Annotated in this window: 7 protein-coding genes and 1 riboswitch; of the genes, 4 read left to right on the forward strand and 3 right to left on the reverse strand. The window is 64.7% G+C overall.

Going from position 1 to position 11,987, the window contains the following annotated elements; all coding sequences use genetic code 11:
* Positions 1-24: 24 nt before the first annotated feature.
* From FPB55_RS03840 to FPB55_RS03850, 3 genes are all read right to left on the reverse strand, one after another.
* On the reverse strand, positions 25-609 hold the full coding sequence (locus tag FPB55_RS03840) for a TMEM165/GDT1 family protein (protein WP_009682938.1): 585 nt from the start codon (positions 607-609) through the stop codon (positions 25-27).
* Between the two features lie 88 nt (positions 610-697).
* Positions 698-836, reverse strand: a riboswitch (yybP-ykoY riboswitch).
* Positions 837-875: 39 nt separating this feature from the next.
* Positions 876-1,874: a class I SAM-dependent methyltransferase gene (locus FPB55_RS03845; protein ID WP_009682937.1), complete on the reverse strand. Its 999-nt coding sequence runs from the start codon at positions 1,872-1,874 to the stop codon at positions 876-878.
* A 54-nt stretch (positions 1,875-1,928) separates the two neighbouring features.
* Positions 1,929-2,894 carry a 2-hydroxyacid dehydrogenase gene (locus tag FPB55_RS03850; RefSeq protein WP_054889829.1) on the reverse strand — a complete coding sequence of 322 codons (966 nt, stop codon included), beginning with the start codon at positions 2,892-2,894 and terminating at the stop codon, positions 1,929-1,931.
* 210 nt (positions 2,895-3,104) lie between these two features.
* Here FPB55_RS03850 and FPB55_RS03855 point away from each other — a divergent pair, with 210 nt between their 5' ends.
* The 4 genes from FPB55_RS03855 (at position 3,105) to FPB55_RS03875 (ending at position 11,894) form a co-directional block, all read left to right on the forward strand.
* Positions 3,105-4,787 carry a fatty acid--CoA ligase gene (locus FPB55_RS03855; RefSeq protein ID WP_144187562.1) on the forward strand — a complete coding sequence of 561 codons (1,683 nt, stop codon included), beginning with the start codon at positions 3,105-3,107 and terminating at the stop codon, positions 4,785-4,787.
* Between the two features lie 332 nt (positions 4,788-5,119).
* A complete protein-coding gene (locus tag FPB55_RS03865; RefSeq protein ID WP_009682933.1) occupies positions 5,120-7,006 on the forward strand; it encodes a DUF1302 domain-containing protein in 1,887 nt (628 codons plus the stop codon).
* A gap of 25 nt (positions 7,007-7,031) precedes the next feature.
* Complete coding sequence (locus FPB55_RS03870) at positions 7,032-8,396, forward strand: DUF1329 domain-containing protein (RefSeq protein ID WP_054889823.1); 1,365 nt, start codon at positions 7,032-7,034, stop codon at positions 8,394-8,396.
* A gap of 780 nt (positions 8,397-9,176) precedes the next feature.
* Positions 9,177-11,894, forward strand: a complete 2,718-nt coding sequence (locus tag FPB55_RS03875) for a LuxR C-terminal-related transcriptional regulator (protein WP_144187564.1) — start codon at positions 9,177-9,179, stop codon at positions 11,892-11,894.
* The last annotated feature ends 93 nt before the right edge of the window (positions 11,895-11,987 follow it).

Genomic DNA, 11,987 nt, shown 5'->3' on the forward strand with positions numbered 1-11,987 from the left:
GCGCGGCGCCCCCGTGTTTTCCGGTTACCCGACCCAGCCACTGGCCTTCATCGCCGAGTACACGGCCACGATCGCCAGTACGAAGAACGCCGCGGCCGCCAGGCGACGGATCAGCGTCAGCGGCAGCTTGTCGGCTGCAAAGTTGCCCGCCAGCACCACGGGTACGTTGGCAATCAGCATGCCCAGGGTGGTGCCGATGATGACCATGATCAGGTGCGGGTATTGGGCCGCCAGCATCACGGTCGCGACCTGGGTCTTGTCACCGATTTCGGCGAGGAAGAACGCAATCAGCGTGGTCAGGAACGGGCCGAAGCGGCGCGCCGGGTTCTCGTCATCGTCCATTTTGTCCGGTACCAGGGTCCACAGCGCCGTGGCGGTGAAGCTCGCGGCCAGGATCCAGTGCAGGGCCGAATCGCTGAAGAAGCTACCGACCCACGCCCCTACGGCACCGGCTGCGGCATGGTTGGCCAGGGTGGCGGCGATGATGCCGGCAATGATCGGCCAGGGCTTGCGGAAGCGCGCGGCGAGAATGAGTGCGAGCAGCTGCGTCTTGTCGCCGATTTCGGCGAGCGCAACGATGGCGGTGGGGACCAACAGAGATTCCAGCATCAGGATTCCTACGGGGGCGGGTCGACACGGCTATGACACGTACAGCCTTCCCGCCCCGGGTAAGGTGTGCGTGTCATAGGTCTTGTCAAACCCCGGATCCGTCTATGCGGATCTCTCCATGCACGTGGGCATGGGGGTCGCACGCGCCATGGTCTGTGGACCAAGTATGTTGACGCGTACCGGGCGAGCGGTGGGCTCGCGGGAGACTACTCCCCTAGGACGGAGCGGATTCTGCCTTGGCAAAACGCTTTCGGCAAGCGCTGTTTTCAGCCATGCACGGCCTGGTAGATTCGGAAGCCTTCCGCCTCGTCGCGTATCTGGCAGTTGCCCAGCGCCCCTTCGATCAGCGGCTGGTAGCGCAGGAAGCTATTGGCAACCAAGCGCATTTCGCCCCCTTTTCGCAGATGAACCGCTAATTTTCTCAGCAAGTTTTCCGAGGCCTGGTAATTGGTGTGCACCCCGGTATGGAACGGCGGGTTGCTAAGAATCAGGCTCAGGTCGAGCGGTGCTGCATCAATGCCATCACCGCTGATCACCTCACCTTCCAGGCCGTTTGCAGCCAGGGTCAGACGGCTGGCCGCCACGGCGAAGGCATCCACGTCCAGCAACGTCACCCGGTTGTGCGGGTAACGGCGCTTGACCGTGGCACCCAGCACCCCGGCACCGCAACCGAAGTCCAGCATGTGGCCGCTGGGCAGGTTGTCCAGGTGCTTGAGCAGCAGCGCAGTGCCGCGGTCCAGGCGGCCGTGGCTGAACACACCGGGCAGGCTGACCACTTGCAGCGGGCCGTCTTCCAGGGCCAGTTCAAAGCGCTGCGCCAGGCTCTGCAGCGGTGTCGCCTGCGGGGCCTGGTCGACCGTCACCTGCCACAACTGGCAATGCCGCGCGCTGTCGAGCTTGCGCGGCTTGCCGAAAGCCTGCAACAGCTTGGCCGCGCCCTCGATGCCACCGCGTTTTTCACCGACCAGGTACAGCGCGCGACCCGCCAGGCGGGAAGCCAGGGCGTTGAGCAGGTAGGCGGCCAATTCGCGGGATTTGGGCAGGAACAGCACGGCGCTGTCGAACGCGCCCGCCGGGGGCTCTACGCCATACTGGCTGCGGCCCGCAAAGCGGCCTTCGAGCACGGCCTGGTCGCCGGCGTGCCACGACCAGGCGCGGGCTTCGGGCAACTGCCCGAGCAAGCCGTCGGCGGGGGCGCCGGCGAGCAGCAGCGGGCCCTGGAACAGCTCCGCCTGGCGGAGCAATACTTCACTGCGCGGGTCCATGAACGACGCCTCCTGGAAAAAAGTGGCGCAGTGTAGCAGAGCCCGGCGCCTGGCTCAGCTGACCACGCGGCGTGGCTGCCCGGCGAAAAAGGCCTGGGCGTTCTCGCTGAGCTGGCCGACGATACGCTGGCGCGCCTCCACCGCGCCCCAGGCGCTGTGTGGGGTGATGATCAGGCGCGGGATACCGGCTTCGAGCAGCGGGTTGCCGTTGACCGGCGGCTCCACGCTCAATACGTCGGTGGCAGCGCCGCCCAGGTGGCCACTGCGCAGCGCATCGGCCAGGGCCTGCTCATCGATCAGGCCGCCGCGCGCGGTGTTCACCACCAGCGCCCCAGGCTTGAGCAGGGCCAGCTCGCGCGCCCCCAGCATGTGCCGGGTGTGCTCGTTCAAGGGGCAGTGCAGGGTCAGCGCGTCAACCTGCGGCAACAACGCCTCCAGCGGCAGCCGGTCGGCGCGCTGCGGGCGGCCGGGGATCAGCCCGCTCAGTACGCGCATGCCGAACGCTTCGGCCAGCCGCGCCACCGCGCCGCCCAACTCACCGTGGCCAAGCAGGCCAAGGGTTTTGCCCTGCAGTTCGACAATCGGGAAATCCAGCAGGCAGAACTGGTTGGCCTTGGCCCATTGCCCCTCTGCCACCGCCTGGTGGTAGTCGCACAGCCGCGTGGCCAGCGCCAGCAGCAGCGCGAGGGTGTGCTGGGCGACAGACGGCGTGCCGTAGCCTTGGCAGTTGCACACCGTGATGCCCTGGGCGCGGGCGGCGGCCAGGTCGACGTTGTTGGTGCCGGTGGCGGCCACCAGAATCAGCTTCAATTGCGGGTTGGCGGCCAGCACGGCGGCGTCGAGCACAACCTTGTTGCTGACCACTGCTACCGCGCCCTGCAGGCGCTCGGCGACCTGTTCCGGGGCGGTGGCGGCGAACAGCCCGAACTGGTCGAACTGCTGCTGCAGGGGCGACAGATCCAGGTCGCCGAGGTCCAGGGACTGGTGGTCGAGAAACACGGCGCGACGCGGGCTGGGCATGAACATCTCCTGGGCAGGGCGGGTTTGTGGTGGGGCTCCCGGCGCAGTGTCCAGCTCAACCTCGCCGCCCGTCAACGCCTTGCGGCTCATACCTTGGCCGGGCAAATCATTCCTTCGGCTGATTTGGCCGTCACATTGGCGAACTACAGTAACTCCCCAGATCAGCTCCCCACAGACTTTTCCGGCCCGCTTCCAAGAAAAGGGATACCCATGTTGCAGACCCGCATCATCAAGCCCGCCGAGGGCGCCTATGCCTATCCATTACTGATCAAGCGCCTGCTGATGTCTGGCAGCCGCTACGAAAAGACCCGCGAAATCGTCTACCGCGACCAGATGCGGCTGACCTACCCACAGCTCAACGAGCGTATCGCCCGGCTGGCCAACGTGCTGACCGAGGCCGGGGTCAAGGCCGGTGACACCGTGGCGGTCATGGACTGGGACAGCCACCGCTACCTGGAATGCATGTTTGCCATCCCGATGATCGGCGCCGTGGTGCATACCATCAACGTGCGCCTGTCACCCGAGCAGATCCTCTACACCATGAACCACGCCGAAGACCGGGTGGTGCTGGTCAACAGTGACTTCGTCGGCCTGTACCAGGCCATCGCCGGGCAGTTGACCACTGTCGACAAGACCGTACTGCTGACCGATGGCCCGGCCCAGGCCGCCGACCTGCCTGGGCTGGTGGGTGAGTACGAACAACTGCTCGCCGCCGCCAGCCCGAGCTACGACTTCCCCGACTTCGACGAGAACTCGGTGGCGACCACGTTCTACACCACTGGCACCACCGGCAACCCCAAGGGCGTGTACTTCACCCATCGGCAGCTGGTGCTGCATACCCTGGCCGAGGCTTCGGTCACCGGCAGTATCGACAGCGTGCGCCTGCTGGGCAGCGATGACGTCTACATGCCGATCACGCCGATGTTCCACGTGCATGCCTGGGGCATTCCCTACGCGGCCACCATGCTCGGCATGAAGCAGGTGTATCCCGGTCGTTACGAGCCCGAGATGCTGATCAGGCTGTGGCGTGAAGAGAACGTCACCTTCTCCCACTGTGTGCCGACCATCCTGCAGATGCTGCTCAACTGCCCGACTGCCCAAGGCCAGGACTTCGGCGGCTGGAAGATCATCATCGGCGGCAGCTCGCTGAACCGGTCGCTGTACCAGGCGGCGCTGGCCCGCGGCATCCAGCTGACCGCAGCGTACGGCATGTCCGAGACCTGCCCGCTGATATCCGCCGCGCACCTGAACGACGAGTTGCAGGCCGGCAGTGAGGATGAGCGCGTCACCTACCGTATCAAGGCCGGGGTGCCGGTACCGTTGGTGGAGGCGGCGATTGTCGACGGCGACGGCAACTTCCTGCCCGCCGATGGCGAAACCCAGGGCGAGCTGGTGCTGCGTGCACCGTGGCTGACCCAGGGTTATTTCAAGGAGCCGGAAAAGAGCGAAGAGCTGTGGCTGGGCGGCTGGCTGCACACCGGCGACGTCGCCACCCTCGACAACATGGGTTACATCGACATACGCGACCGTATCAAGGATGTGATCAAGACCGGTGGCGAGTGGGTGTCGTCACTCGACCTGGAAGACCTGGTCAGCCGCCACCCGGCCGTGCGCGAAGTCGCGGTGGTGGGGGTGGCCGACCCGCAGTGGGGCGAGCGCCCGTTTGCCCTGCTGGTGGTGCGCGAGGGCATGGCGATCGATGCGAAAGCGCTGAAGGACCACCTCAAGCCGTTCGTCGAGCAAGGCCATATCAACAAATGGGCGATTCCCAGCCAGATCGCCGTTGTTACTGAAATTCCCAAGACCAGTGTCGGCAAGCTGGACAAGAAGCGCATACGCCAGGACATCGTGCGGTGGCAGGCCAGCAACAGCGCCTTTCTGTCCACCCTGTAAACCCGGGGCGGGTCGCGTGCGACAGAACGCGACCCGCGTTCTAGAGCGGCTGGCGCCTTGCCAAATGGTAAAAATGCGCCATCCTTGAGCACTGCCAGCACGCGATCAAGGAAAAAACCCAACGAGTGGTTGGCACGGAGCGCAAATCACACTTTAGAGGGATCAAGCGCCTGTGCCTTGCTGGCTATAGTCGGGGCCAGGGGATTTTCAGGAATGGGGGAGGGCGTCACGCGCTAGCCGTGCCGCCGCAGGCGCAAGCCTGCAAACCGGTCACTCGGGCCGTTCTTGAAAGGACTCACTGCCATAACAATAAAGTACATGGAGTAGCGTCGATGAAATCTGCAAATCCGTTCTGGCGCCGGGCCAAGCTGCCCTTGGCCGTCAGCATCGCTTCCACGCTCGCAAGTCCTGCTTTCGCTGTCAGTTTCAACATCGGTGAAATCGAAGGCCAGTTCGACTCGTCGCTCTCCATTGGCGCCAGCTGGTCGACCGCCAACCCCAACCGGAACCTGATCGGGGTGAACAACGGCGGCAAGGGCCTGTCGCAGACCTCCGACGACGGTCACCTGAACTTCAAGAAGGGCGAAACCTTCTCCAAGATCTTCAAGGGTATCCACGACCTGGAGCTCAAGTACGGTGATACCGGCGTATTCGTGCGCGGCAAGTACTGGTATGACTTCGAGCTGAAGGACGAAGGTCGCGAATTCAAGGACATCAGCGATTCCAACCGCAAGGAAGGGGCCAAGTCGTCCGGCGCCGAACTGCTCGACGCCTTCGTCTACCACAACTACTCGATCGGTGATCAGCCGGGCTCGGTTCGCCTCGGCAAGCAGGTGGTCAGCTGGGGCGAAAGTACCTTCATCGGTGGCGGCATCAACGCGATCAACCCCATCGACGTGTCGGCGTTCCGCCGCCCGGGTGCCGAGATCAAGGAAGGCCTGATTCCGGTCAACATGTTCTACATCTCCCAGAGCCTGACCGACAACCTGTCGGCCGAGGCCTTCTATCAGCTGGAGTGGGACCAGACGGTCGTCGACAACTGCGGCACGTTCTTCTCGCAACCCGACATCATCGCCGATGGCTGTACCGACAACCTGCGCGTGCTCAACAGCAGCCGCACGGTACCGGGCGCCGCCCAGCAGTTTCTTGCCACGCGCGGTGTGAACATCAACGAAGAGGGCGTGATGGTGCGCCGTGGTGCCGACCGCGATGCGCGTGACAGCGGGCAGTTCGGTGTGGCCATGCGCTACATGTTCGAGCCGCTGGACACCGAGTTCGGTGCCTACTTCATGAACTACCACAGCCGTGCGCCAATCTTCAGCGCCACAGGGGCCGCACCTTCGGTATTTGCAGGGCTCAGCGCGCTGCCTGCGCAACTGCGGGCGCTGGCGCCGCTGATCGTGGCCGGCAATTCCGAGTACTTCGTCGAATACCCGGAAGACATTCGCCTGTATGGCTTGAGCTTCTCCACCACATTGCCCACTGGCACCGCCTGGAGCGGCGAAATCAGCTACCGGCCCAACGCACCGGTGCAGCTCAATACCACGGACATCCTGTTTGCCGGGGTTCGCCCGATTGGGGGCGCGTTGAGCAACGCCTCGCTGCTGACAGGCACCCCTGGCCAGGACCTGCATGGCTACCGTCGCAAGGAGATCACTCAGTTCCAGACGACCCTCACGCACTTCTTCGACCAGGTGATGGGCGCCAGCCGCATGACCGTGGTCGGCGAGCTGGGTGTGACCCACGTCGGTGGCCTGGAGAACGCGCACGATACCCGTTACGGCCGTGACCCGGTATTCGGCCCAGGCCCGCTGCCCGCCACCGGCGGCGCAGATACCTGCCAGGCACTCAACAGCAGCACCATCGCCGGCGCGGGTGCGGGTGCCTCCACCGCCAACCTGAACCGCAAGTGCGAGAACGACGGCTACACCACCAGCACCTCGTGGGGCTACCGCGCCCGCGTGATCTGGGACTACAACGACGTGTTCGCCGGGGTCAACCTGAAACCGAGCGTGGCCTGGTCGCACGACGTGTCGGGCTATTCACCAGGCCCTGGCGGCAACTTCGAGGAAGGCCGCAAGGCAGTCAGCCTGGGCCTGGACGCCGAGTACCAGAACACCTACACGGCGAGCCTGTCGTACACCAACTTCTTCGACGGCAAGTACAGCACCGTGGATGACCGCGACTTCGTCGCCCTCAGCTTCGGCGTGAACTTCTAAGCCCACAGATCCAGGACAACACGACATGAACAAGACCAGAAGTCTGCTGAAAGCCGGTGTGCTGGGCCTGTCCCTGCTGGCGACCAGCGTCATGGCTGCGGTATCCGCCGACGAGGCGGCCAAGCTGGGTAGCACGCTGACCCCGATGGGCGCCGAAAAGGCCGGTAACGCCGATGGTTCGATCGGCCCATGGCAGCCCTTGTCGAAAACCGCAGGCAGCGTCGATGGCAAAGGCTTCCTGTCCGACCCCTACGGCAGTGAGAAGCCACTGTTCACCATCACTGCGCAAAACGCCGAGCAGTACAAGGACAAGCTCTCGCCAGGCCAGATGGCCATGCTCAAGCGTTACCCGGACACCTTCAAGATCCCGGTATTCAAGACCCACCGCGGTTCCACCGTGCCTGCCGACGTGTTCGCCGCCATCAAGGAGAACGCCACCAAGACCACCTTGGTGGAAGGCGGCAACGGCCTGAGCAACTTCCGCACCGCGATACCGTTCCCCATTCCGAAAAGCGGCCTGGAGGTGATCTGGAACCACATCACCCGCTACCGGGGTGGCAGCGTCAGCCGCCTGGTTACCCAGGCCACGCCGCAACAGAACGGCTCCTTCAACCCCGTGTACTTTTCCGACCAGTTCGTCTTCCGCGACAAGATGAAGGATTACGACCCGAACAACCCGGGCAACATCCTGTTCTACTTCAAGCAGGAAGTTACCGCCCCGGCGCGCCTGGCCGGTACCGTACTGCTGGTGCACGAAACCCTCGACCAGGTCAAGGATCCGCGCAAGGCCTGGATCTACAACGCCGGCCAGCGCCGAGTGCGCCAGGCGCCACAGGTGTCGTACGACGGCCCGGGTACCGCCGCCGATGGCCTGCGCACGTCGGACAACCTGGACATGTACAACGGCGCGCCAGACCGCTATGACTGGAAGCTGGAGGGCAAGAAGGAGCTGTACATCGCCTCCAACGCCTTCAAGCTCGATGACCCCAAGCTCAAGTACGCCGACATCATCAAGGCCGGGCACATCAACCAGGACCTGACCCGTTATGAGCTGCGCCGTGTCTGGCATGTGGTCGCCACACTGAAGCCGGGGCAGCGGCATATCTACGCCAAGCGTGACTTCTACATCGACGAAGACACCTGGCAGGCCGCAGTGATCGACCAGTACGATGGCCGTGGCCAGCTGTGGCGCGTGTCCGAGGCGCATGCCCAGCCTTACTACAATGTCGAGGTACCGTGGTACACCCTGGAGGCCATCTACGACCTGCAGTCTGGTCGTTACCTGGCGCTAGGTATGAAGAACGAAGAGAAGCGTGCTTATGACTTCGGCTTCAGTGCCAGCAAAGCCGACTTCCAACCGGCGGCGCTGCGTCAGTCCGGCATTCGCTGAGCAGAACGCATTCAAGCGTCGGTTTACCGTAATGTTGTTCACTTGTGTGTGATGTCACACTGATTGGGGCTGCTGCGCAGCCCACCGCGACACAAGGCCGCTCCTACCAGGACCGTGCAGTTCTTGAGGCCTGCGCTGTCCCTGTGGGAGATTCTATGGTTCCTGGCAAGGGTAGCCGGAGCATCTTCAGCGCCTGTGAGATCGAGCGCCGCCCGCGCGGCGCAATCGCGAGCTGCGCTCGCTCCTACGTTTGTTTCGGGCCAGTAACGCCTGTGACAGGCGCGCGCGGCCGCCTTGTTTGTACGGCGCGATATTGAGGCATGCACCAAGGCGTTCGCGCGCGAATCCCACAGGAATAATTGGCCCGAAACAAACGTAGGAGCGAGCGCAGCTCGCGATGCGCCGCGCGGGCGGCGCTCGCTCTAACAGGCGCTGCATACCTTGTGGCAAACACCTGTCAGCCCCGATGCGATCCCTGTGGCTGCCTTGCCTGCGGTGGGCCGCAATGCGGCCCCAGTTGCTTGAGCGAACAGCATTACCGGTTTACCGGGGCGTTTTCATTGGCCGCTCCATGCCCTCGGCGTGCAAGCCTGAACGGGCGATAAGTCCGCTGAATACCTGCCCAAACCCGCCGCCCACCCCCGTGTCCATCAGCCATGTCGCTTTTTGTCGCAGTCTTTTCTGCGGCAATTGTTTCCATCATCTTCAAATGCGTAGCGTTACCGGCTAGTCTCGCAGGCATCCATATCGCCGTAGTCTTCCAACCAGAACGAGCCGGCCATGACAGAACTGTCCCGCACGCATGGATTCGCGACTCAGGCCTTGGGCCTGCTGGACGGGCGTTTCTTCCGGCCGCCATTGCCGGACGGGCACGTGCCGCGCCCGCGTTTGTGCCAGCGCTTGTACGCCGGCCTTGGTGGCCGCTTGCTGCTGGTCAATGCGCCGGCCGGCTTCGGCAAGAGCTCGCTGGCCATCGAGTTCTGCGAGTCGCTGCCCGATCACTGGCGCAGCCTCTGGCTGGGCCTGAGCCAGCGCGATGCCGACCCTGGGCGCTTTCTCGAGCGGCTGCTCGAAGGCCTGCAGCAGTACTGCCCGGCGTTGGGCGGCCAGGCCATGGGCCTGTTGAAAATGCGCCAGCGCCATCAGCCATTCGCCTTCGAGGAGTGGCTCGATGGCCTGCTCGACGAGCTGGCGCAGTACCTGCGTGGCGATACGCCGTTGCTGCTGGTGCTCGACGACTATCACCTGGCCCAGGGGCCGGTACTCGACCGCTGTCTGCAGTTTTTCCTCAACCATTTGCCGCCGGGCCTGGTGTTGCTGGTTACCAGCCGGCAGCGGCCGGACTGGCACCTGGCACGTCTGCGCCTGTCACGGCAGTTGGTCGAGCTCAACGAACAGGAGCTGCGGCTGACCGCCGAAGAAGCGCTGGCGGTGATCGGTCGCCAGCCCAACGGCTTGCGAGGCCAGGCGCTGGACAACCTGATCCAGCGCAGCGACGGGTGGGTGGCAGGGTTGCGCTTCTGGCAACTGGCGGTCAGCGAGAGCGCCGACGAGCAGGCCTTGCCACAGGCCCTGCACGGGGGCGAGGGCCTGATCCGCGACTATCTGCTCGAAGAGGTCATCGACATGCTGCCTGCCGACGTGCAGGCCTTCCTCGATGAAACCGCCTGCCAGGAACGTTTCTGTGCCCCGCTGTGCGATGCATTGCGGGGGCGCGACGACAGCGCCGCGATCCTGCGCTTCTTGCAGGCACACCAGGTGTTCCTGGTACCGCTTGACGAGCATGGCCACTGGTTCCGCTACCACCACCTGTTCTCCGACCTGCTGCGCAGCCGCCAGGCCAGTGAGCCACTGGCCGACCTGCACCTGCGTGCCTGCCGCTGGTTCGAGCGCCAGGGTTTGCTGGATGAAGCCGTGGAGCAGGCCCTGCGTGCCGGCCACCTCGACGTCGCTGCCGACCTGGTACAGAGCCTGTCCGAGGAACAACTGCTGGCCGAACAGAATGTTGGCATGCTGCTGCGCTGGAAGATGGACCTGCCCGACAGCCTGCTGATCAGTACCCCGCGGCTGATCGTGCTGTACAGCTGGGCGCTGGGCCTGGCCTGCCAGCTGGACGCGGCTGAAGAACTGGCAGGCCACCTCAGCCGCTTCCTGCCTGCACCTTCGGCGACCGCGCAAAAGTCCATGCTGGCCCAGTGGCTGGCACTGAGCGGTGTCATCGCCCGTGGCCGCGGTGATCGTGAGCGCACCCTGGCCTATTGTGGCGAAGCCCTGCAGAGCCTGCCCGGCAAGCGCTATGGGCAGCGCCTGGTCTGTTTATCGACGTTGTCCAACCTGGCGATTGCCGATGGCGACTTCTGGCGCGCCCGTGGCTGGAACCGTGAGGCGCTGGAGCTGGCCCAGCGGGTCGGCAACCCGTTGTTCGAGGCGTTGGCGCATTATGACCGGGCGCGGGTGTTGCACGCCCGTGGCGAGGTGCTGCGCGCACTGGATGAAGTGCGCCAGGGGCTGCAGCGTCTGCAAGGGCTCTCGGCGCAGCGGCTGTATGCGGTGCGGGCCCGCCTGACGCTGTATGAAGGCTACCTGCTGGTCTCGCGCCTGCAACCGGCCCAGGGCCGTGCACGCTTGCGCGCGGGGTTGGGCGAGGCACGTGCCTGCCGCGACATCAGCGTGCTTATCGGCCACTGCGTGATTGCCACCCTCGATGGGCGCGACGGGCAGTTCGCCGAGGCCTTTGCCGAACTGGCCGAGGCAGAGCGGCTGATGCATATCTGGGACGTGCCGCCGGTTTACTACCTGGCCATGATCACCCTGGTCAAATGCGAGCTGTGGCTGGCCCAGGGGCGCGTCGACCTGGCCGAGTCCTGGTTGCTGCGCCTGGGCCAGACCTATGGCGGTGAGCAGCCGGCGGCGGCGCCAGAGTTTCACCCGCTGCTGCCGGTGCATATCGCCCTGCAGCAGGCGCTGCTCGAACGGGTGCTGTCACGCCGCACAGAGGCGCTCGAGCGCCTGGCCGGGCTGGTGGAGCGCGGCCAGGCCAGCGGCGGCATGATGCTCACCGTCAGCGCGCTCAGCCAGTGGATGCTGCTGTTGCTGGACGAAGGCCGCGATGGCCAGGCCGCGCAGTTGTTGCCCGGCTTGCTGGAGGCCGCACGCGGGGGCGTGCTGCAACCGTTCCAGCCGTTGCTGCAACGGCACCCGCAGTGGCTGCAGGAGCAGTTGCTGGCCAGGGCCGGCTGCCCGGTGCAGGTCGACCTGCTGGGGCATTTGCCAGCGTTGCCAAGCGCCCCATGCGGTAGCAGCGAGGCCCTGAGCGGGCGGGAGCTGGCAGTGCTCGAACTGATCGCCCAAGGTTGCTCCAACCAGCAGATCAGCGAGCGCTTGTTCATTTCCTTGCACACGGTCAAAACCCACGCCAGCCATATCAACAGCAAGCTGGGCGTGGAGCGGCGGACCCAGGCGGTGGCCAAGGCCAAGTCACTGGGGTTGCTGGCGTAGTGCTGGCGGTGCTGGCTACCGCCCGTTAAAGTAATGGCCTCGGGCCATGTTCGCGGCCGATAATGCTCGATGCTCATCTTTCCCGGCCAGCTG

This window comes from Pseudomonas sp. BJP69 (assembly GCF_007633355.1).
Classification (GTDB): domain Bacteria; phylum Pseudomonadota; class Gammaproteobacteria; order Pseudomonadales; family Pseudomonadaceae; genus Aquipseudomonas; species Aquipseudomonas juntendi.

Excerpts from the sequence above, each read along its gene's own strand:
- FPB55_RS03855 (WP_144187562.1), top strand. The coding sequence starts at position 3,105 with ATGTTGCAGACCCGCATCATCAAGCCCGCCGAGGGCGCCTATGCCTAT.
- FPB55_RS03840 (WP_009682938.1), bottom strand. The coding sequence starts at position 609 with ATGCTGGAATCTCTGTTGGTCCCCACCGCCATCGTTGCGCTCGCCGAA.
- FPB55_RS03845 (WP_009682937.1), bottom strand. The coding sequence starts at position 1,874 with ATGGACCCGCGCAGTGAAGTATTGCTCCGCCAGGCGGAGCTGTTCCAG.
- FPB55_RS03875 (WP_144187564.1), top strand. The coding sequence starts at position 9,177 with ATGACAGAACTGTCCCGCACGCATGGATTCGCGACTCAGGCCTTGGGC.
- FPB55_RS03865 (WP_009682933.1), top strand. The coding sequence starts at position 5,120 with ATGAAATCTGCAAATCCGTTCTGGCGCCGGGCCAAGCTGCCCTTGGCC.
- FPB55_RS03870 (WP_054889823.1), top strand. The coding sequence starts at position 7,032 with ATGAACAAGACCAGAAGTCTGCTGAAAGCCGGTGTGCTGGGCCTGTCC.
- FPB55_RS03850 (WP_054889829.1), bottom strand. The coding sequence starts at position 2,894 with ATGCCCAGCCCGCGTCGCGCCGTGTTTCTCGACCACCAGTCCCTGGAC.